Genomic DNA, 23,069 nt, shown 5'->3' with positions numbered 1-23,069 from the left:
CATTTTATTCATTATAATCCAACCAAACTTTCATTTTCCCAACCCCTCTATTGGACCAAGCGTAATATGGAATTGCAGTCAATTTTTCGTTGGTCAAGGTGTTTACCCCTTTTAAAAGATCATTTTCCATGGTTATATTGAAAACATCTGTTTTATTAAGGGCAATTTTATCAATATTTGGGTTATCAATTTCCTCAACAGCATAGACAACTGGTCCATATTCCAAAGCGGCCATACCTCTGTTTTCTTCTACCAAATCATTAGTTTCTACCATTCTTACTTCCATTGGAAAATCAATTTCAATAGAATCTCCTTCTTTCCAATTTCTTGTAATCGTAAAATATCCCCCATTCTCGTTAGCAGAAATATTTTCTCCATTAACTCTTACTACATATTTACTCGCTTCATTATTCAAATAATGATATAAATTCCCAGGTAAAGTTTCATTTCTAGCCCATCCTGGAACTCGTAATTTTAAACTGAAGTTTGATTCTGAAGATGGATTTACATCAATAGCTACTTTTCCATTCCATGGGTAATTTGTTCTTTGAGATAATTCAACTACTGTTTCTTTAAGAAGAATATTTGCCTCATTAGATGCATAGAGATTCACGTATATTTCATCATCGGTCTTTGAGTATACCAAACCTGGCACAGAAGGCAAAAACCTAATCACATTAGTTGGACAGCAAGAGCAATCGAACCAAGATTGACGTGTACAAGAACCCTTATTAAATTCAAACTTTCCATCTGACTCTAATGCATTTGGGTAGAAAAATTTAGTGCCATCTAACGAAATACCAGAAATAAGTCCATTGTACAGTGTACGTTCTATAATATCAAAATATTTAACATCACCCGTAAGATTGTGTAATCTATGATTCCAATACACATCACCTATAGATGCACAAGTCTCTGTATAGGCGGTTAGGTTTGGCAATGAGTAATTATCTCCAAAGGCTTCCTCATCATGTCGCGAGCCAATTCCTCCTGTGATGTACATTTTTTTCTCAACCATATTGTCCCATAGGGCATTTACAGCATTTAAATAGGCGCTATCATTATTTATAGCTGCGACATCAGTCATAGCAGCATACATATATACAGCACGCACTGCATGACCTACTACTTCTTTTTGTTCTATAACTGGAATGTGGTCTTGAAAATAGTTATAACTATGCCTATCCATTAATCTATGATGCTCTGGATTACCTCGATTGTCCAAAAAATATTTTGCCAAATCAAAATAAGCCTGCTTTTCTGTAAGCTGAAACAATTTTATAAGCCCTGTTTCTATAATTTGATGTCCAGGAACATTGGCCACCTGGTCCTCTCCATCACCAAAGGTTTTTACCATAAAATCAGCATTCTTAAGAGCTATATCCAAAAAATTATTCTTCCCAGTTGCAAGATGATGTACTACGGCTGCTTCATACATATGTCCCGCATTATATAGTTCATGACTAGCATCTAGTGAAGACCAACGTTTACCATCACCTACAGCAACCCAATCGGCAGGGGGTTTTGCAGGGTTTATAGTGCGCCAGGTGGTTAAATATCCATCAGCTTCTTGCCCAACGGCAACAATAGAAATTAGAGAATCTAATTTTTGCTCCAACGACTTATTGGGTGCACTTATTAAAGAATTGGAGGCACCTTCAATTATTTTATAGACATCTGTATCATCAAAAGGCATTTCTCCTTTGGTCTCCCCTTGCATTTGTCCACCAGCAATCAAAAAATTATTCAATCTTCCTTCCTCTTCACACTTTTTTATGGCATAATCAATCGTAATTTCTTGCACTCTTTGAATTATGGGTAACCAAAAATCATCAGTGAGTTTTACATTCTGAATATTTACTGGGCTATTTTTATACCCTTTTTTTTCAACTTTATGGTTAGTTACTTCTGCCTGTTTTTCTTTGCAAGAGGCAAAAAAAATCATAAAAATAGCCCCATAAACAATTCTAGAATGCACTTTCATATTTAGTTTGTTTTAAATACTATTAATGAATACGGAGGTGTTTCAACAGATAAGATTCCTTTTTTTAATTTGAACTTTTTAAAAGCTTCTGGTTTTACTTTATTAGGGTTATCAAAAGAATTATGGTCTTGTAATTTCTCCGAAGTTAAAATTGAAGCTGACACCTTACTTATATCTAAACCACTTAGATCAATCTCCACGGCTACACTTTTCTTTGGGTCTATGTTTACCAGTGAGATATTATTGTTGCCCTCACCATCTTTTGATGCGGATATAGAAATCACAGGTAGTTCCCTATATTCCAAATTGTTCTCAATTTTGGAAGGTAACAAAAGAGCATCTTGGTGCACCTTGTACATATTCATTACATGGTAGGTAGGCGTTAATATCATTTTCTCCTCATCGGTTAAAATTACCGCCTGTAAAACATTTACCATTTGTGCCAAGTTGGCCATTTTTACACGTCTTGCATGGTTGTTGAAGGTATTAAGGACCGTGCCGGCTATCATTACATCCCGAATTGTATTTTGTTGATACAAGACTCCTTTCTTTACTTCAGGAACGGCATCGTACCAACCGCCCCATTCATCAACAAAAAGGTCCACATTCCCCTCTGGATCATACTTGTCCATAATTTCAATGTGCTTGGTCACATATTCCTCCATGTTCAATGCCTGCTTCATGGTCTTAAAATAAATCTCTTCATCAAAATTCACCGAAGGTCCTTTGTCCGACCAATCGAACACCGCATAATCGTGTAGAGCAACAGCTTCCATTAATTCATGAGGCACATTTTTCATTAGAGTTTCTGTCCAATGATAATTATCCTCCGAAGCTCCAGAAGCAATTCTATAAATTTTTGTATCACCAGACCACCCTGGCATAAACGTGGCATACTGTCGATAAATATCCGCATAGTACTCCGCCGTCATGTTACCACCACATCCCCAAGTTTCATTCCCTACACCCCAATATTTTACTTTCCACGGTTTTTCTCTACCATTTTCTCGCCTCCAATCTGCCATAGGGCTAATACCGTCATGATTTGTGTATTGCACCCAATCAATTAATTCTTGCACTGTACCACTACCCACATTTGCAGACAAGTAGGGTTCCGTATCTAGCACTTCGCACAAATTCAAGAAATTATGGGTGCCAAAGCTATTGTCTTCTGTTGCGCCACCCCACCAACGGTTTACTATGGTTGGCCTTTCTTCCTTTGGTCCCACACCATCTTTCCAATGATATGTATCTGCAAAACAACCTCCTGGCCAACGAAGATTAGGAATGTTTAGCTCTTTTAGCGCAGCAATGATATCGTTCCGCACACCTTCTGTATTTGGTATAATTTTATTTTCTTCTCCAACATATAGACCTTCATAGATACAACGACCCAAATGTTCAGCAAAATGGCCATAAATATGCCTGCTGATTGTATCAGTTGCTGTTTCTGGAGTAATTGTAATATTGACGGTAGCACTCTGCCCAAAGCCAGCATACAATGAAATAAAGAAGAAAAACTTGATAAATTTAATTGGTAGTTTCATGGAAGTAAATTATAAGTGTTATTTTTACACTTATAAAAATACAAAAAACTATGAGAAAACTAACCTTTCTTTCATTTATACTGTTATTCAATTTAATTCAGTCTCAAAAATTTGATAACCTTGCCCAGACTCCTCCAATGGGTTGGAACAGCTGGAACACCTTTGCAACGGACATTAATGAGCAACTGGTAAAAGATATTGCCGATGCCTTTATTGAGTTAGGGTTAAAAGATGCTGGATATGAATATATTGTTTTGGACGATGGTTGGTCTACTAGAGAACGGGGTGAAAATGGGGAGCTGATTGCAGATCCAGAGAAGTTTCCTTCTGGTATGAAAGCCCTTGCAGAATATATTCATTCTAAAGGTTTAAAATTTGGATTGTACAACTGTGCAGGCTCAAAAACTTGTGCAGGATACCCTGGTAGTCGCGGTCATGAATACCAAGATGCACAAACCTATGCCTCTTGGGATGTAGATTATTTAAAATATGATTGGTGCAATACAGGGAAACTAAATGCACAAGAGGCTTATACAACTATGCGAGACGCACTAAAAATAGCTAAAAGGCCTGTGGTTTTTAGTATTTGTGAATGGGGAGATAATGAGCCTTGGAAATGGGGTAAAGATGTAGGGCACCTTTGGAGAGTAACTGGAGACATAACTCCTTGTTGGGACTGTGAGTTAGGTCACGGCAACTGGTCTTCATGGGGAATATGGAAAATTATTAACATGAGAAAAGGTATTAGAGGCGCATCTGGTCCTGGGCATTGGAACGATTTTGATATGATGGAAGTTGGTAATGGTATGACCCAAGCTGAAGACCGAGTGCACTTTGGCATGTGGTCCCTTTTGGCATCGCCATTAATCATGGGGAATGATTTAAGAACCGCATCAAAAGAGACGTTAGAAATATTAACCAATAAAGAGGTTATTGCAGTAAACCAAGATGCCCTTGGAATTCAAGGATTTAGGTTTATGAACGAAAATGATATTGAAATATGGATAAAACCTTTAGCAAATGATGAATGGGCCATTAGTTTTATTAATATGAGTAAATCTAAAAAAGAGTTAGATTTTGATTGGAAAAAAGAGCATATCGGAGACAATACAGTAAACCGAAATCTTGATGTGGAAAAATTTACTTACCAAATTCGCAATCTCTTTAAAAAGCAAGATATGGGCACTACCAAAGACCATCTTAAAGCAACTATTGAGGGCCATGATATTTTAATGGTGAGATTAAAAAGAAAATAAGATTATCTTGTTGCCAATCTAACATTCAATTTGTAAAAATAAATTTGGGTATATATAATTATAAAAATGAAGACAAGCTCATTGTAGCTGTAGACTGTATTGTCTTTAGTTTTGATAATGAAGAACTTAGTGTTTTATTGGTAAAACGAAGTTTTGAGCCTGAAAAGGGAAAGTGGTCCCTTATGGGCGGGTTTTTAAAAAAGAATGAAACCCTAAACGAGGCTGCAAATAGAGTATTGACAAACCTAACAGGTTTGGATAATATTTATCTAGAGCAATTGGAAGCTTACAGTGAGATTGATAGGGATCCCGTTGAAAGAACAATTTCGGTAGCGTTTTCCGCAATGGTCAATACGCAATTAAAGAATAACGCCCTTAAAACTGATTATGAAGCAAAATGGTTCTCAATAAACAGTTTACCCACTTTAATTTTTGACCATAATAAAATGGTGGATAGGGCACTTAGAAGATTGCAATATAAAGCAAGCACACAACTTAACACGATTCAACTTTTACCAGAAAAATTTACAATGCTTCAGCTTCAAAAATTAAATGAAGCCATTTTTAATACAAAGCTGGACAAACGAAATTTTGTGAGTAAAATCAATGGAATGAACATTCTAAAACGACTTGAGGAAAAAGATATGAGCTCTTCCAAAAAAGGGTCTTTTTTATACCAATTTGACCAAGATAATCTAGGAGATTCTTTTTAAGGGTTTTTGGTTATATGAAAATAGGTCATTGCGAGCGAAGCGAAGCAATCTCTAAAATAAACTCCCTCAATAAACAAACTACTACATTTCTCTTTCTGGAAGTTCGAAATGACATGCTTTCTGTTTTTTTTTGAGGTTAATAGCATCTTTATAAAGACGTTACCCTAAGTCTTGAGTCTAAAAAAAATGAAGTGCTAACTTCGTTACAGGTTCTGTCCTGCCCTCATAACTATCGGGATTGTTCAATATCAGCAGATATAAATCAGCGCTACTGCACAAAATTCTATGTTGAAATGTATTCGTATCTTAACATGGAGACATTAACCAATCACCAAAAGTATTGAACCAAAAACATAGCATATCATCCCATTTATTTAGAGCAATACTTAATGCGCTAACAAAAGATGAAATTGATATGAATTCTATTTTAGAACAAGCCCATATTTCTAAGGAATTGTTTTCTAACCCCGATTACAGAATTGACGATGAACAAATTCGCCAATTTTGGAAAGTAATGAATCGGAAGGCCCAAAATGAATTTCTTGGACTTACACTGGGCTCAAGAATCAATATCTCTGAGCTTGGGTTAACCGGAATGTTCTTTACTTATAGCGCAACTATTAGAGAGGCATTAGAAAAACAGATAAGTTACAATATGTTGCTTTCAGACTTTCTTAAAATTAGCCTCCATGCTAATCCAATGGCAGACAGTGAAACTATTGAATTTACAATTGAAAAAAATCATCCTAAACCCAATTATATTCTACAGTGCCAATCGGTATTATTGACCAAAACTATTCAAGACATTGCAGGCAAGGAACACCAACCAGAAAAGGTATGGTTAGATTTTCCTGTTTCGAAAGATAATCTAGAAAAATTCACTCCTTTTTTTAAATGCCCACTCATTTTTAATGAAGGAAGAAATGCCATTGAGTATAAATCCAGAACACTTGATTGCAAGCTTATACATAGAGACCCAAAAATACTTGAGCATATTGATTCATTGGCCAAAAAGGATTTGCATTTTCTGATACAAGAAAACTGTTTAACAGAACAAGTGTCAGCTTTGATAAGAAGTTATTTTTATACTTCTAACCAGGCGCTTAGCCTTTCTGAAATAGCTAAACAATTAAGTATTAGTGGAAGAACATTACAACGAAAACTCAAACAAGAATCTGCAAGCTATAGTAGTGTTCTTGAAAGTGTAAGAAAAGAGGAATCCATTAAACATATTAAGGAGAATAAGCTAAATATCAATGAAATTGCTTGGTTTTTAGGCTATTCTGAAGCAAGCACATTTGTAAATCAATTTAAAAACTGGACGGGAAAATCAACTTCGTCATTCAAATAAATTGCGAAAAGCGTCAGCTGTCGCAATTCCCTAATTTGTTGTCGTCTAATCTCAATCCTAAGACTACCGTCTAAAATACCTTTGTATCAATAAATCATAAAAAAAATATAAACATGGAAAAATTAACATCAAAAAACACGGCAATTTTATTAATAGACCACCAAATTGGAACTATGGGATGGGTTCGTTCAGATGATTTAGAGCGCATAAAACTTCATACTACGGTATTGGCCAAAGCTGCCAAAGCTCTAGATATTCCCTTAATCCTTACAAGTAGTATGGAAGACGCACCACAAGGACCGCTTTATGAAGATTTACAAAATGTAGCGCCTGAGGCTTATGACCAGAGAATTTTAAGAGGAGGAATTGTCAACTGTTGGGATGACCCTGCTTTTGCAAATGCTGCGAGAGAAACAGGTAGAAAAAATTTAATTATGGCAGGTATTACAACAGATGTTTGTTTGGTTCATCCTGCAATAAGTGCCGTAAAAGAAGGATTTAATGTAATTGCCATACCAGATGCATCTGGGTCACCAACTAAAGTATCAGATGACCTTGCGTTGAGAAGAATGGAAAATGAAGGGGTTGTACTTACTTCAACATTAACATTACTATCAGAATTGGCATCTGATTGGTCATCCGAAGATGGAGGCAAGCTAATCGGGTTAATTACCCAAGAATATTTACCTCAAATTTTATCCTAAATGAACAAATTGGTGAGTGTTATGGAATAAATAACACTCACTATAAAAACAAAATATTATGAAAATAACAGAATATCCAAGAGAGGAACGGATTTATCAAGACATGGGATTTATTGGAATCCATTTCAGCTTTCGACCAAATTTTCCTGAAGCCAAAAGAAATAACTTTGGGATACTTTATAATCTAGATGATGCCGAAATGCCTCCTAATTCGAGAGGTTTTGGAATGCATCCCCATCGAGATATGGAAGTAGTAACACTATTTTTAGAAGGCGAAGGGCATCACGAAGATAACAGCGGAAATATCGGTGTTACTAAAGCAAAGGCTGTTCAACTAATTACCTCAGGAACAGGCATTATGCACGAAGAATATAACTTCTCAAAAGAACAGCCATTTAAGGGTATACAAATGTTTTTACATCCCAAAGAGAAAGGGATTAAACCCAATTATCAGAAATGGGAGTTAGCCTCAAATGATTATCAAGGGAAGCTTGTTGAATTACTTTCTCCAACAGGTAGAGGTAAATCGCTAAAAATTGCCAATGATTCCTATTTAAATTATGGGATTTTACATGAAAATAGTGAGACTACGTATACGCTAAATGATTCTAATAATGGAACATTTATTAAAGTGATAGCAGGAGAAATCAAAGTGAATGGAATTGAACTACGAGAAAAAGATGAAATAGGAGTTGAAGAGGTAGATACCATCACAATTAATGTTATTCAAGAATCTGAAATTATGGTGTTTGAAGTTCCTATGAATTAAATAACGTGCTATAGAAAAATACAATGCTCCCAATGGTGTTGTAGTGGTGAAAACAAAGAAAAAATAATACATTAATACAAGTTTCTAAATAACTATTGTTCAGTATATAGGAATAAAAAAAGAGGGCGAAAGCCCTCTTTTTCTTTTCTAAAATTCTTAATCTTTAAGAAAAACGGATTAATTTTATTCCAGTATGTCTTCGGTTATTTCTCCAACTCTCATGACGTGTTAATTGCCAATCCACACTGCTTTCGTTTTCTTTGTTTTTTTGCTTTGTATGTTTCATATTTTACTTCTTTAATAATCTATTGTGATGGGCGCAATAAGCACCCTTATATACACATTCATAGGACGTTATAAAAACCAAAATGTTACATGATTAAGAAAGGTTTAACACTTATAGCCATCACTAGGCAACCCTTTATGAAATTTAAACGTCTAGTATATAATGGTTAGACTATAAACCTTGTAAATCCTGGATATTTAAATATGAAAAACGCTCTAATTTTTACACTCTTGCTTCTAATCTTTGGTTGCAAAAAAGAACAAGACAAAGTACCTACAACTAGTGAAGCCACAACGGCGAAAGAAGTATTACTTATTGGAACATTCCATTATAACAATCCAGGAGCTGATGTTGCCAAGACCAAATCCTTTGACATTCTAAGTGAAAAATCCCAACTAGAACTTCAAGAAATTTCAAAGAATATTAAGACATACAATCCCACCAAAATTTTTGTGGAATGGCCCTATAATGAACAAAAGGAATTGGATTCTTTGTATCAACTATATACAAAAGGGCAATATTTTAAAAATGACAGTCTTTCTGACTTTTATCTAAAAAATGAAATTTTTCAACTAGCCTTTAGAGTAGCAAAAGAAAATAACCTAAAAAAAGTGTATGGTATAGACTATTCAACCTCATTCCCATTTGAAGATGTTATGAACGATATTGAAAAAAATAATCAGATAGAGCTTAAAGCAAAAATAGAAGATGGTATAGCTAAATTTACTGCAGATTTTGATTCTAAAATTGATTCTGGAGCTTCACTTATTGAGCTTACCTATTACTCCAATAGTCCTGAAATGCGTTATTTTTCTAACAACATACATAATAACATAATACCATTAGCAGGTGCTCCAACAGATTTTTCTGGAGCTTTATTAACATCCGAGTGGTTTAAAAGAAATATCTATATGTGGTCTTTTATTCAAAAACAGGTAGAAAAGTCAGATGAAAGAATCATGGTTTTGGCTGGTTCCAGTCACGTGGCAATGTTCGAGTTGTTCATTAAAGAAAATGAAAACTGGAGGGTTATAGAATTAAAAAAAGTTATGGAGCCCTAACTGTGGCCAACCTCTTCCCAATGGTTCTCAATAGTATTTTTTCTTGGTTTCTTTTAAGTTAATAACATCTTTATAAAGATGTTATCCTAGGTCTTGAATCTAAAAAAATGAAGTGCTAACTTCGTTATCAACCGATATAAATCAAGGTAACTAATTCAAACTAAGCGTGAATTGCACTATAAAGAATCACATACTCTAATACTTAATAATATAGCAAGGTTTATTGATTTAACCGAGTTAGAAAAGCAAAAATACCTCTCTTTACTTACTGAAATAAAAGTAAAAAAGAAGGCATTTTTAATGCAAGCTAGTGATGTTACTAAATATGAGTATTTTATAACAAAAGGTTGCTTAAAAGTTTACACATTAAATAAAGATGGTACACCTCACATATCTATGTTTGCGGTAGAGGATTATTGGACTGGTGATATGGCTAGTTTTATGACCAAAGAACCAACACGTTATTTTATTAAGGCTATGGAGCATTCAGAATTATTAGGTATATCTAGGGCTAATTATGATTTACTTTTTCAGGAAATACCAAAATTCGAAAAGTTTTATCGCATTCTATATCAAAAGTCACTTATAAGTTATATACAACGTTCCAACCATGGCATATCCTTAACCGCAGAGGAAAGATATATCCAGTTCAAAAAGAAATATCCAAAAATTGTCAATAGAATTACCCAAAAAGATCTAGCAGGTTATATTGGCATTACGCCAGAATTTATGAGTAAAATTATTTCTAAAGTCAACAGAATGTAAAAGTCTTAAACTAGTTCATTTTTTTTCATGTGCTTCTATCGGATTTTTGAAGCATGAAAAAAATAATATTCATTACATCTTTTCTAACGATTGGATTTGCAAACTATTTACAAGCGCAATTTACACAAGTAGAACTGTTTTCTGGTTTGGATAAAACAGATTTTACACTATACTCTAGTTATACAATTAATAAGAGTAAAACTCTTAGTATTAACGCTCTGGCATTTTTTCAAAAATTTAGAGATGAAGAAAACCAAATCTTTGATGAGACAGGTGTACAACCAACGCTATTTTGGAATATTAATGAGAATATTTCAATTGGTCCATCTTTATATTACAACAGTTTTTCTGGGTATTCAAAACGTTTGTCTGCAAAGTTCACAGTAAAAAATTCACTAGTATTATTTGTAATTATTCCTACGATAGCACATTCAGAGCAAAAGGATGCTAGCTATGCCGAAACGTTTGCACAGTTTCAATTTAATAGACCAATAAATAAAAAAGTATCTCTTTGGTTAAACGGACAGTTTTTAACCGTATGGGATAAGTTTAAAACTCATTCTAGAAGTTTTCTACAATTACGTTCTGGTATATCATTTAATGGACATCAGTTTGGAATTGGTTTGGACTTTGACCAGTATGGGGCGAACCCTATAAAAAAATCATCTTTCGGGTTGTATTACCGAAAAACTTTATAAACAATTTTAAATCTTAAACATTATGAAAAATTTAGTAAAAACACTCTTAACAACAAATCCAAATATTGGATTTAGCATTCCACGATTAACACTTGGTTTAGTAATATTTCCTCATGGGGCACAAAAACTATTAGGTCTTTTTGGAGGCTCCGGCTATTCCTCAACAATGGATTTTTTCACAACTCAAATGGGCTTATCTGGCATTATAGCATTTTCAATAATAATGATTGAGTTTTTTGGCTCTATTTCATTAATTCTAGGATTTATTAGTAGGTTTTGGGCATTATCACTTGCAGTAATGTTCATGGGTATCATTTATACTACTCAGTTAGAACATGGCTTTTTTATGAATTGGTTCGGAAATCAAGCTGGTGAAGGTTACGAATACTCTCTTCTAATTATTGGTCTAGCTTTAACCATAATAGTTAATGGTAGTGGAACATGGTCAATTGATAATTTAATTTCAAAAAAACAGTAATAATGAAAAAAATAATTACAATAGCAGGGAGTAATAGTCAAAAATCTATCAACAAAAGTTTACTATCCCATACAACTAGTTTATTAGAAAACGTAGAAATTATTTCAATCGACTTAAACGATTATGTCTTACCAATATATGGAGTTGATTTTGAAGCCGAAAATGGAATACCTACTGCAATTAAAAGGCTAGATGAGTCATTTAACAAGACTGATGGTTTTATAATATCTCTTGCCGAACATAATGGATCTTATGCGGCGGTATTTAAAAATACTTTAGACTGGTTATCTCGTGCAAATATGAAAATTTGGAGAGAAAAACCAATGCTTTTAATGGCGACTTCACCTGGTGGTAGAGGTGGCACAACTGTCTTACAATCTGCTAAGGCATATTTCCCATACTTAGGAGGTAATGTAATTGCAGATTTTTCATTGCCAAATTTCTATGATAATTTTTCAGAAGATGAAATTTCTGATAATGAATTAAAAGAAGAATTAAGCAAAAAAATAATGCTCTTTGAACAGCATTTAAATAATTAAAAAACTATTGCCATGAACGCCGCCAAGAATGAATCACTCAACATATCAGGACGCTACATTCAATTTATTCATACCATGTTTATTCTCTAAGGAATTCATGTGTTCGCTACGCTCGGAAGGTCGACCAATTTCATTCCCAATAACGCAAAATCCATAATTTACGGCCACTTTGTGGCCTTCTTGAGGGCCTGTTATTTGAGACACAAACACCCAAAAAAGATAAATTCTCAAATAACAGTCAGGCGATTTTGCTATATTTCCTTAAAATTAGCCGGACTTCAAATAGCGAGGCGATAACGAAACTTTCCAAAACCATTACTTTTTGAACTTCCAAAAACCATATAAATTCTGGTGTACAAAATCTTTGGGGAAATTTTCTTCACCAGCAAAACCCAGTTCAATCTCACCACCATTCTCAGGTATATAATTGGTTTTAAAGATATAGTCCCACAGACTTAGGCTTATTCCAAAATTCACCCCGTATTTATTTGGTAAGGCATAGGCATGATGGTACAAATGCATTACTGGATTGTTAAAAACATACTTTAAAGGGCCCCATGTAATCTTTATATTAGAATGGTTAAAATGCCCAATAGCAATGGATATAAAATGTACAATAAAGGCTTGTTCGGGCTCAAAACCACCTAAAATCATAACCCCAAAGGTTTTTAAAGGTTTATAGAGTACGTTTTCCATCCAATGATAGCGTAAATGCGCTGCAAAACCCATCTCTTTAACACTATGGTGCACTTTATGAAAATTCCACAATACAGGGAACCTATGCAATAGAACATGGGTAAACCATTGTACAAAATCCAAAACAATAAAAAACACCAACAGCTGTGACCACATGGGCCATTCTGATATTTCTATAATGGACAAGCTTTTGGCTGTTATCCCTACCTCTTTAAACAAAACCTCTAACACCTTATAAAATCCACTAATTACAATAGAAAAAAGAAAAAAGTTGAAAAACATATAAAAGGCATCCAACCAAAAATCCTTTCTAAAAATAGATTGTTCCTTTCGCCAAGGAAACAAAATTTCCAAGCCCCAAACCAATAAAGAAATTGCTATAAGCCCCCAAAAATAATTGGTGTACCAAGGTACATCAAACAAAATGGATTTCCATGTCCAATCTAAGGAACCCATAAAAGCATTTGTAAAGGCGTCTACATATTTTTCCATTGCATACTAGTTATCATTCAAAGTGTACCATTCAACATCAGTAAGGTTTTGGCGTCTTCCTTTTTTGTCTGGAGCATAATGAGTTGCCAAATAATTAATTATAATTTCTTCATTATCACCCAAAGGCCATAAATTTTGAGTCTTCTGCATCCATCTAATCGTAGCTTGCCACTGTTCCTTACTCATTCTGTTTTGTGTTACCAATTTAGCGGAATGGCAAGTAGTGCAGTTTTGCACCACTTCCATAAGTCCTTCTGCTGCTACGAAACCCGTACGAACATGAATACCGTTTTCAATCTTATCTGGGTCTCCATCAATAGTTTCGTCACTTGTAACTTCTTCACTAGAAATTTCAACATCTGTAGCCTCTTTGGGTTTTATGAAAATGAAAAGCACAATCGCAAGAATGACCAACAATCCCAAAACGGCTATGAACTTATTTTTAGATTTTTTGTTTTCTGACGCCTCCATTAACTCACTTTAATTGCGATTCTATGGCAGGCATTGTTTAAATATCCTTTTGGGTTCCAACCTGGAAGTACCATGGGCTGCCCTACCCCATTTGAGTCGGTTGCTTTTGCCCAAACCTCATAATACCCTTTCTTAGGAAACGTAATGGTAGCTGAGAATCGCTGCCAAGCCAATCTGTTTGCAGGAGCTTCTATTTTACAGGTTTTCCATGTAGCGCCAAAATCTATGGAATATTGCATTGCCTTTACCTGCAGTTCTCCAGCCCAGGCATGACCTCTAATTTTTAAGGCTTTGTTTTGCTCTATCACCGCTCCTGTTTTTGGATAGGTAATCAACGATTTTACGGGCATGGATTCTATAATGCACATATCTTCATCGGCTACTTTTTCTCCAGGAGCAACAGTCTTACAAGGTACTCTATATGCCGTACCTTTCATTTTTGGGCCATCGTGTACTTTATTGCGGATACTAATTCCGTCTACCCATTTACCAGATGCAGATGCTGGCCATCCTCCTGCTACCAAACGCAAAGGATATCCATGCGCTAAAGGAATGTCTTTTCCATTCATTTTAAAGGCCAGCAAGGTTTCTTCTTGTAAGGCTTTTGCCATAGGAACGCCTCTAGAAATAGGCTCTTTATTGGGGTCTCTGCTCAAATGAACATCGGCCGCATGATAGCCAATGTAGACAGCATCGCTTTTTACACCAACATCATCCAACACATCTTTTAAACGCACGCCTGTCCATGCTGCACAGGAAACAGCACCAATTGTCCATTGATTTCCTTTGGCTGGTGGGTTAAATTCGCTTCGCCCATTTCCACCACATTCCAATGTTAATTGATAGGTATGCTGTTTGAACTTTGATTTTAGTTCTGCTAAGGTGTAGGTTTTAGGTTTTAAAATTGATTCTCCATCAAAAGTGATTGTCCAACTTGTAGCATCAATATTTTCTGGAATTAGTCCATTGTTTCTAATGAACATAAATTTGTTTGGAGTAATAGCATCATCCAACAAATGAGCTTGGGCTTCCATATTCCAAGGCTTGTCATTCAAAACAACCATCTGCGGGTCTTTTTGGAACATTTTAAACGGGTCTGGGTCTTGTAATGCCAATGGTGTATATCCTTTAGGCATGTTGTTTCCAAAAACAATTTCCATTCCCAACACGGTAAACGCAGAGGTTTGTGCGGTTTTCTTTAAAAATTTACGACGTTCCATGAAAAGAATTAAGATTGAAGTTTAAACTTACGAATAATTATCAATCCATAAAGTAACAAAGGTTACCTGGAAAATCAATTAACTAAATTTTGATGTCTTTGTCTTTGCTTTTTGATTTCTTAACAAGGTCTTATTAAAACCACTTTATTGTAGTTTCGACCAATTTTTCCTTTTTCTTATTGTATGGCGGGAACACCATTTCTAAGGTTCCTTTAAAGTTCTGCTTCATAACCGCCCTTAAATTAGAAAACTCTAGAAAGCCATAGTACCCATGTGATTTTCCAATACCACTATTATTAGAACCTCCAAATGGTAAATAATGATTTCCAAATTGTATTACATTATTATTAATAGCGGTACTTCCTGCGCGAGTATTATTCAAAATTTTATTTGCTACAGTTTTATTACCACTATATACATATAAAGCCAATGGTTTTTCTTTAGAATTAATATAGTTTATTGCTTCTTCTATTATACTATATGTTTTTATTGCTAAAATAGGTCCAAAAATCTCTTCTTGTAAAAGTGATGTATCTTCGGATAGATTAGATATTACAGTAGGCTCCATATAATTCTCCTCTGCTTTTGTCTTACCTCCTATTTCTATAATTGCATTTTTCTTTTTTGCTTCATCCAAAGCACTTTTTAGCCTGTTAAAGTGTTTTTGATTTACAATACGAGAATAAGAATTGGAATTTATAGCATCATTGCCATAGTATTCTTTTAGCTGTTTTCTAAAGATAGTTATAAACTCTTCTTTAATACTTTCATGAATTAAAATATAATCTGGCGCAACGCATGCCTGTCCGCTATTTATAAACTTACCCCAAGCAATTTTTTTTGCAGCAGATTTTAAGTTTGCAGATTTGTCTATTACTGTTGGCGATTTGCCGCCTAGCTCTAATGTTACTGATCCTAAATGTTCTGATGCAGCTTTCATTACAATTTTACCAATAGAAGGTGCACCAGTAAAAAAGATATGATTAAATGGTAATTTTAATAATTCTTGTGATACACTAACTCCTCCCTCTACCAAAACAATTTCATTCTCATTAAAAAGACTTTTAACAATGTCTCCCAATACTCTAGATGTATTTGGGGTCATTTCTGAAGGCTTAATAATAGCTGTATTTCCTGCTGCAATAGCAGAAACTAATGGAGCTAAAGTAAGAAGTACTGGAAAATTCCATGGCGAAATAATTAAGCATACACCTTTTGGTTCATATTTTATCCATGAAGAAGCTCCTAATAAAGAAATAGGTGTTTGCGCTCTTTGCTTTCTGGTCCAGCTTTTTAAATTTTTGATAACATGCTTAATTTCTCCAGTAACGGTATAAATCTCTGTTAAATCGGTTTCTAAGCTGGGTTTTTTTAAATCATCATATAAAGCTTGGCGGAGAGCATCTCTATAGGTTACTTCTACAGCCTTTTTTAAAGCTTTTAATTTTTTTATTCTATCCTTATAGGAAGTATTTCCTATAACGTATTGATTAGCTTTTTGAGAATCAAATAGGGTTTGAAATCTATTTGTCATTATTTACCATATTTAAGGTGGAAACTTCAACAGGCATTCCTACCCCTTGCGAATAAAGCTTTGCTAAAAAGGAAGCCATTTTTTCGTTTGTAGAATTAAAATAACCCTGATGTTTGCAAATAAATAGCTCAGCAGCCGAAGAAACCAAAGAGAAACTCAGCATTTTGCTTTTATTCTCATCTAAGTCTAATTCTTCAAATTTTAAAAAATCTTCGCTCAATTGGCTTACAATACTTATAATGCTTGGACTACTATAACAGATACTCCTAATATAGTTCTGATTATTTTTATGAAACATGATTAACTCCTCTGTACTTAGTAAATCAAAATACGTCTTAAAAGAATTATTTAGAAATTCATAAAATGATGTAGAGTTTATCTGTGACTCTTTTATTGCTGTCATAGATTCTTTGTTAAGAACATCTATAATTTCTTCAAAAACATCCTTTGGAGTTTTATAATAATTATAGAAAGTACCTCTTCCAATTTTACAAGCTGTAACAATATCGCTAATAGATGTATTATCTAACCCATTGTATGCAAACAAATTAAGCGACTTATCCAGAATAAGTTTTCGCATTTTAGCCTTATTATATTCACGCTTTGACATTGTCATATTCTCAATTTATAAGGTTTAAAATTATATAAATCTAAAAATTTAAATCATAAATTGACACAATTGTCACTTTTTTTTATAAATTTAGCCAAAGCTTAACAAACTAATTATCGTATTATGAAAATAACTACTAGAATTTTTAAAAATTCTGTATGCCTTTTTTTACTAGCGCTTACAGGTTTTTTTGGTTTTTCGCAAACCACACTAAATGGTAAGATTGCGGATTCTAATGATCAATCGCCTTTACCTGGTGCAAGTGTCTATATTCAGGGGACCACGGAAGGTGTAATTGCCGATTTCGATGGTAATTATTCCCTTACAACCTCACAAGAAATGCCTTTTGTCTTAGTGGTAAGTTATACTGGTTATAACTCAAAAAACATTACCGTAAATAGTCCTTCTGACACTAGTATTATTCTGCTAGATGAAGGTTTGGCTTTAGATGAAGTTGTAATTTCTGCCTCTAGAAGAGCAGAAAAAGTACAAGAAGCTCCCGCTTCTATTTCAGTAATTTCTTCTAGAGCTCTGGAAGTATCAACCAATGAAAATCCTTTAAGAGACCTTAACAATGAGGTTGGTGTTACAATACAACAGCAATCAGCAGCGAGAATTAATATTGAAATGAGGGGAACCAGTTCATTATTTAGTACGTCTGTATTTCCAATTTTAGATTATAGAAACCTAATTGCTCCTGGTATTGGTGCTTTTCAGTCTGATGCTGCTGGTATAAGCAATATAGATTTAGCACGCGTAGAAATTGTTCGCGGACCTGGCTCTGCGTTATACGGACCAAATGTTACTTCGGGTGTTGTTCACTTTATTTCCAAAAATCCTATTGACTACCCTGGTACAACAGTACAATTAATGGGTGGAGAACTTAACACATGGGGAGCAGCCATAAGACATGCTACCAAAGTAAGTGACAAATTTGGATTTAAAATAAATGCTCATTATAAGGAAGGGGATGAATTTACTTTAGATGGTTCTGAAGGGGTTACTAACGGAGCAGGTAATTTTATTACGCAACTTAGCAGATTTCAAAATGAAATTATTCAGCCTGGTTTAGACCCAACAGGAACATTTGTAGATGCTACGAACACAGCTGATGCTAGAATACTTTTAACCGAAGAAGATTTAGATCCAGATGGTGATGGCAATATGATGTCTGATAATTGGTTTAATTCATCTGTTAATGCAACCCTAGAATTTAGACCTTCAGATAAAACTACTTATTTTTTAGCAGGTGGTTTTAATACAGCTAAATCTGTATTCTACAATTCTCAAGGTGAAGGTCTTTTTCAACAAGATGAGTATTGGACTCAGCTTAGAATGCAAAGTGGTGGCTTCTTTGGTCAAGTTTTTTATGTTAATAATAATGGTGGTACGGAAGACAAACCTACTTTCTTATACCAATCTGGAAACAGAGTGCCAGCTGGTAGAAAGCAATTAGAAGGGCAATTACAATATAATTTTGACACTCCTGATTTCCTTAACGGACAATGGACCATTGGTGCAGATTACAGACAATCTTTTAGTGAAACCTTTCATTTATTATATGGTAGAAATGAAGATGATGATGATTATAATTTAGCTGGTGCTTATTTACAAGGAAAGTTTGCGTTAGGTGAAAAATTAGACCTAGTTGCTGCAGGTAGATATGATCAATTCTTCTTTTTAGATGAAGGTTCTTTTGCTCCAAGAGTTGCATTAGTATACAAACCAACAGAAAAACATACATTTCGATTAACGTATAACCAAGCATCTAGAGTAAATGAAACTTTAGATTTAAATATAGATTTTCCATTAAATACTGTGATTCCAGGTTCTGCTGATATATGGCACCATGGTTTAAAAAATGGGTATTCTTTTAACAATCCAGAATTGTCTTGGTTTAATGGTTTAATACCTAATTTACCTGTAAGTGAAAATGGAACACCATTAGTTGACGGCTTACCATTAGCTGTTCCATTTGCTTTAGTAAATGACCAGGTACAACAAGGTTTGGCTGCTGCTTTAGGACAAAATCCGCAATTAGCACCATTAGTACCAATCATTACAGGTGTATTGAATAGTATTCAACCAGCAGGAACAACAGGTACTCTAGGTCAAGGATTTAATCTATTTGATGGCACAGCATTACCGTTAGTTGATAGCCGAAAAGCTGGCATTGCTACATACACAACCTATGAACTTGGTTATAAAGGATTAGTTGGTGATAAATTAAGCGTGTCTTTAGATGTATACCACCAAGATGTATCTAATGGGTCTAGGTTTACGGCTATATCACCTGCATATAGATTAACTGGTTACGAGGCACTTCCTGGAGATTTGGGAGCTGCTGTAGGTGATGCTGCAGGACCAGCCTTAGTACAGGCTTTAATGACGCAAGCGGGTATGCCACAGGCTCAAGCTGAAGGCACCGTTGCTGCATTATTACCTAGTATAGCTGGTGCATATGCACAAGGTGGAGCTGGTGCTTTGGCAACGCCTAGTCCATTATTCAATGGGTTATCATTAACACAGGTACTACAAGCTTTACCATACCATGCAACAGTTGCTGCCGATCAAGCGCCAGACAATGGTGTTTCTCACCTTACTACTGGATACCGTGTTTTTGATGGCTATAAATTTACTGGTGTAGATTTAGGTGTAAATTACTTTGTTAGTGATAACCTAACCCTTTATGGTAGTTTTTCCCATATAAACAAGAATGTTTTTCAACCAAAAATTACTGGTCAAGACGAAACTTTTACCCTATACTTAAGTGTACCAACAGAGAAATTACGCTTTGGGGCTAGACTTACTCCAGAAAAAGGGTTTAGAGGAAATTTAGGATACCAGTATAACGGTTCGTTTGAAGCAGGTTTCGGACAATACACTGGTACCGTTCAAGCCCAGTCTTTAGTTGACATGGGTATTGGATATGCTTTTGGAAATGGTGTTTCTATTGATGTTAGTGGGACCAACATATTTAATGATGAGTACCGTGCATTTCCAAATATGCCAAAAATTGGAAGAAGAGTATTAGGCAGATTAACCTACACTTTTGGAGGAAATAATTAAAACTAGACAAGAACCAATACTTCTTAGACAAGTATTAATATAACCTAACCATTAATTATAAAAGTGATTTATATAGGTTATATAAATCACTTTTATAATTAAATTTTTAAGCCTTGTATGCTAATGGCTGAAAAAAATACCTAAATAAATCAATAAGATGACTAACAAATTTGCACTACTTTCTTTGATATTTGCCTTGCTTTTATCATGTAAAAAAGAAAATACTACAGCAGAAAAAAGTAACGATTCGGTAGAAACTAAATCAGAAGAAAATAACTACGATTGGCAAGAAGAATATGCCTACCATATGGGAGTACAAGCCTTTATTTATGGCTACCCTGCAATATATTATACTAATCTTAGATTTGGGATGGTAGAAAGACCACAAGGGTTGGTAAGTATGCCCATAAATAATTATAATCATGTTAGAACGTCTGCGGTACCAGAGCATCAATATGGCGGATCACCAAACAGAGATACGCCTTATTCCTTGGCCTTTGTAGATTTAACAAATGAACCCATGGTATTTACGGTACCAGTGCTACCAGATGATAGGTATTTTGCAATACAACTTGTAGATATGTATTCTGATGTTTTTGATTATATAGGCACCAGAACTTTAGGAAATCCAACTGGCAACTACCTAGTTGTAGGTCCTAATTTTAAAGGAAAATTACCAACAGGGTTTAAAAAAGTATACCACTGCCCTACCAATTGGATGTTTGTTGTAGGTCGTTCTTATACGGACAATACGGAGGCAGATTTAAAAATTGTGAACAAGATTCAAGATGGTATGAAAATAATACCATTGACAAAATGGGGAACGGATTATACACCACCAAATGATAGAGATGTCTTAAATCCTGCTCCACCGACTGACCCATTAGGTGCTTTTAAAACATTAAATGCGGTAATGAAAGAGAATCCTCCATTAGACCGAGATGAAACTCTAATGCAGCTTTTTGCACAAATTGGTGTGGGGCCTTATGCCACGCAACCAATTGATTCTTTAAATCCTGCAATTAAAAAAGGGCTTATGCGAGCTGCTAAAGATGGTTCAAAATTGTTGTCAGAGGTATCGATTGCTGGTGGTTCTATTACTGGTAACTCAAAAAAAGAAAATAATTGGTTCTATGGAGCAAAAAACTGGGGTCGTATGCATCAAGATTTCGATTATTTAGGTAGAGCTTCTCCACAGGCCTTTTCTGGTATTGTAGAACATCATATTGAAGAATCATCTAAACTAAGAAGTTTTCACGATGAAAATGGAGAAACGCTTCATGGCGCAAATAAATACACGCTTCATTTTGAAAAAAATCAAGTGCCACAACCTAAAAGTTTTTGGTCCTTAACGGTGTATAATGACAAATTCAATTTAGTGTCAAATGAAGCAAACATCTATAAAGTAGGAAGCGATAAAAACATGAAGTATAATGATGATGGCTCACTTACACTGTATTTACAAGCTGACGCTCCTGCTGAAGAACATTTAAACAATTGGCTTCCTGTACCTAAAGATGGTGCATTCAATTTGTTTTTACGATCTTATATCCCGGAGCAATCCTTCTTAGATCAATCTTATGTTGCACCTCCTGTTAAAAAAATAAATTAGAATGAAAAAGGCCCTATCACTATTAGTATTGCTTGGTTTATTTGTCTCAACTATTAATGCTCAAGAAAAGCCAAATATTATATTCATTATGGTTGATGATGTTGGATATTTTGACCTTTCTTGCTACCATAGAGGCTTAGCAACGTACAAAACTCCCAACATAGACCGTATTGCAAATGATGGTTTAATGATTACCGACTATTATGCGCAACCTAGCTGTACTGCAGGTAGAGCAGCAATGATTACTGGTCAATACCCTATAAGAACAGGACTAACATCAGTTGGACAACCAGGGCAAAAAATAGGACTGCAAAAGGAAGATCCTACATTGGCAGAATTGCTTAAACCTCACGGATATCAAACTGCATTGTTTGGTAAGTGGCATATGGGAGACCGTAATGAGTATTTACCTACGGTACATGGTTTTGATGAATTCTACGGCATGCTGTATCACTTAAATGTGATGGAACATTTTGAGCAAGCAGAATTTCCTAAAAACCCAAATTATCCTGCAATTCCTAGGAATGTAATTCGTTCTTGGGCAACCGCAACAGACAACGTCACCATTGATAAAAGGTGGGGACAAATAGGAAAACAAAAAATTGAAGACCGTGGTCAATTAGGTGCAAAGCGCATGGAAGATATTGATGAGGAATTTGGCGCAGAAGCAATTAAATGGATGGAAAAAGCTAACAAAAATAAAGACCCCTTCTTCTTATGGTTCTGTCCTACTCGTATGCATCAAAAAACACATGTAAGTGAAAAATGGCGTGGAAAATCGGGCCATTCTGAATATGCAGACGGACTAATGCAATTAGACTGGGTTGTTGGTCAAGTTTTAGATAAAGTTGAAGAATTAGGAATTAAAGACAATACTATTATTGCCTTTACATCGGACAATGGTGTAAATATGAGCCATTGGCCAGATGCTGGTACGGCAGGATTTAGAGGAGAAAAAGGTTTAACCTGGGATGGCGGTTTCCGTGTTCCTATGTTAGTACAATGGCCTAAGAAAATAAAAGCTGGAACCTTTACGGGGGAATTAATGACTTCTGAGGATTGGGTGCCAACACTAATGGCAGCCGTTGGTGACACTGACCTTAAAGAGCGATTAAAAGCCGAAAAAGTACATATTGATGGTTACAATCAATTAGCAACGTTAACAGAAGAAGCACCTTCACCACGACATGAATTCTTTTATTATGCTGAAAACA

Annotated in this window: 21 protein-coding genes; 13 read left to right on the top strand and 8 right to left on the bottom strand. The window is 34.9% G+C overall.

All coding sequences use genetic code 11. The features are described 5' to 3' along the window. Nucleotides 1-4: 4 nt before the first annotated feature. Together AC000W_RS08495 and AC000W_RS08490 are read right to left on the bottom strand one after the other, a co-directional pair. Nucleotides 5-1,984: a glycoside hydrolase family 127 protein gene (locus AC000W_RS08495; protein ID WP_474747560.1), complete on the bottom strand. Its 1,980-nt coding sequence runs from the start codon at nt 1,982-1,984 to the stop codon at nt 5-7. Between the two features lie 2 nt (nt 1,985-1,986). After that, a complete protein-coding gene (locus AC000W_RS08490; RefSeq protein ID WP_474747558.1) occupies nt 1,987-3,531 on the bottom strand; it encodes an alpha-N-arabinofuranosidase in 1,545 nt (514 codons plus the stop codon). A gap of 50 nt (nt 3,532-3,581) precedes the next feature. On the opposite strand from AC000W_RS08490, the gene AC000W_RS08485 reads away from it, so the two are divergent. From AC000W_RS08485 to AC000W_RS08465, 5 genes are all read left to right on the top strand, one after another. Next, complete coding sequence (locus AC000W_RS08485) at nt 3,582-4,787, top strand: glycoside hydrolase family 27 protein (protein ID WP_474747557.1); 1,206 nt, start codon at nt 3,582-3,584, stop codon at nt 4,785-4,787. A 44-nt stretch (nt 4,788-4,831) separates the two neighbouring features. Continuing rightward, nucleotides 4,832-5,500 (top strand): NUDIX hydrolase, encoded by a 669-nt coding sequence (locus AC000W_RS08480; protein WP_474747555.1) that lies wholly within the window; start codon nt 4,832-4,834, stop codon nt 5,498-5,500. A gap of 415 nt (nt 5,501-5,915) precedes the next feature. Beyond that, complete coding sequence (locus AC000W_RS08475; protein WP_474747553.1) at nt 5,916-6,851, top strand: AraC family transcriptional regulator; 936 nt, start codon at nt 5,916-5,918, stop codon at nt 6,849-6,851. Nucleotides 6,852-6,964: 113 nt separating this feature from the next. Beyond that, on the top strand, nt 6,965-7,555 hold the full coding sequence (locus tag AC000W_RS08470) for an isochorismatase family protein (RefSeq protein ID WP_474747551.1): 591 nt from the start codon (nt 6,965-6,967) through the stop codon (nt 7,553-7,555). Between the two features lie 58 nt (nt 7,556-7,613). After that, a complete protein-coding gene (locus AC000W_RS08465) occupies nt 7,614-8,324 on the top strand; it encodes a pirin family protein (RefSeq protein ID WP_474747550.1) in 711 nt (236 codons plus the stop codon). Between the two features lie 163 nt (nt 8,325-8,487). On the opposite strand, the gene AC000W_RS08460 is transcribed toward AC000W_RS08465, so the two are convergent. Next, nucleotides 8,488-8,610, bottom strand: coding sequence for a hypothetical protein (locus AC000W_RS08460; protein ID WP_474747548.1), 123 nt, complete (start codon nt 8,608-8,610; stop codon nt 8,488-8,490). A 203-nt stretch (nt 8,611-8,813) separates the two neighbouring features. Here AC000W_RS08460 and AC000W_RS08455 point away from each other — a divergent pair, with 203 nt between their 5' ends. The 5 genes from AC000W_RS08455 (at nt 8,814) to AC000W_RS08435 (ending at nt 12,151) form a co-directional block, all read left to right on the top strand. Beyond that, nucleotides 8,814-9,671: a DUF5694 domain-containing protein gene (locus AC000W_RS08455; RefSeq protein ID WP_474747546.1), complete on the top strand. Its 858-nt coding sequence runs from the start codon at nt 8,814-8,816 to the stop codon at nt 9,669-9,671. A gap of 171 nt (nt 9,672-9,842) precedes the next feature. Further along, complete coding sequence (locus tag AC000W_RS08450; protein WP_474747544.1) at nt 9,843-10,436, top strand: Crp/Fnr family transcriptional regulator; 594 nt, start codon at nt 9,843-9,845, stop codon at nt 10,434-10,436. 53 nt (nt 10,437-10,489) lie between these two features. After that, complete coding sequence (locus AC000W_RS08445) at nt 10,490-11,134, top strand: hypothetical protein (RefSeq protein WP_474747543.1); 645 nt, start codon at nt 10,490-10,492, stop codon at nt 11,132-11,134. A gap of 22 nt (nt 11,135-11,156) precedes the next feature. Next, entirely contained in the window at nt 11,157-11,612 is a 456-nt protein-coding gene (locus AC000W_RS08440; RefSeq protein ID WP_474747541.1) for a DoxX family protein, read from the top strand. A 2-nt stretch (nt 11,613-11,614) separates the two neighbouring features. Beyond that, nucleotides 11,615-12,151 (top strand): NADPH-dependent FMN reductase, encoded by a 537-nt coding sequence (locus AC000W_RS08435; RefSeq protein WP_474747540.1) that lies wholly within the window; start codon nt 11,615-11,617, stop codon nt 12,149-12,151. A gap of 315 nt (nt 12,152-12,466) precedes the next feature. Here AC000W_RS08435 and AC000W_RS08430 read toward each other — a convergent pair whose 3' ends face one another. The 5 genes from AC000W_RS08430 to AC000W_RS08410 all read right to left on the bottom strand — a co-directional run bounded on the left by AC000W_RS08430 (nt 12,467) and on the right by AC000W_RS08410 (nt 17,144). Then, nucleotides 12,467-13,339: a sterol desaturase family protein gene (locus AC000W_RS08430; protein WP_474747538.1), complete on the bottom strand. Its 873-nt coding sequence runs from the start codon at nt 13,337-13,339 to the stop codon at nt 12,467-12,469. Nucleotides 13,340-13,345: 6 nt separating this feature from the next. Then, complete coding sequence (locus tag AC000W_RS08425) at nt 13,346-13,810, bottom strand: monoheme cytochrome C (protein ID WP_474747537.1); 465 nt, start codon at nt 13,808-13,810, stop codon at nt 13,346-13,348. Continuing rightward, nucleotides 13,810-15,030, bottom strand: a complete 1,221-nt coding sequence (locus AC000W_RS08420; RefSeq protein ID WP_474747535.1) for a sulfite oxidase — start codon at nt 15,028-15,030, stop codon at nt 13,810-13,812. Before AC000W_RS08420 ends, AC000W_RS08425 begins: the two co-directional genes overlap by 1 nt. Nucleotides 15,031-15,163: 133 nt before the next feature. Then, on the bottom strand, nt 15,164-16,564 hold the full coding sequence (locus tag AC000W_RS08415; protein WP_474747534.1) for an aldehyde dehydrogenase family protein: 1,401 nt from the start codon (nt 16,562-16,564) through the stop codon (nt 15,164-15,166). After that, entirely contained in the window at nt 16,554-17,144 is a 591-nt protein-coding gene (locus AC000W_RS08410; RefSeq protein ID WP_474747532.1) for a TetR/AcrR family transcriptional regulator, read from the bottom strand. Before AC000W_RS08410 ends, AC000W_RS08415 begins: the two co-directional genes overlap by 11 nt. A gap of 153 nt (nt 17,145-17,297) precedes the next feature. Between AC000W_RS08410 and AC000W_RS08405 the strand changes: the two genes are divergently transcribed. The 3 genes from AC000W_RS08405 to AC000W_RS08395 form a co-directional block, all read left to right on the top strand. Continuing rightward, a complete protein-coding gene (locus AC000W_RS08405; protein ID WP_474747530.1) occupies nt 17,298-20,243 on the top strand; it encodes a TonB-dependent receptor domain-containing protein in 2,946 nt (981 codons plus the stop codon). 157 nt (nt 20,244-20,400) lie between these two features. Then, nucleotides 20,401-21,855, top strand: a complete 1,455-nt coding sequence (locus tag AC000W_RS08400) for a DUF1254 domain-containing protein (protein ID WP_474747528.1) — start codon at nt 20,401-20,403, stop codon at nt 21,853-21,855. A gap of 1 nt (nt 21,856) precedes the next feature. Next, nucleotides 21,857-23,069, top strand: a 1,213-nt coding sequence (locus AC000W_RS08395; protein ID WP_474747527.1) for an arylsulfatase, incomplete at its 3' end; no start/stop codon positions are given.

Source organism: Saonia sp. (assembly GCF_056326165.1).
The sequence above is the reverse complement of the archived record's forward strand: the minus strand, read 5'-3'. Positions and strand labels throughout refer to the sequence as shown.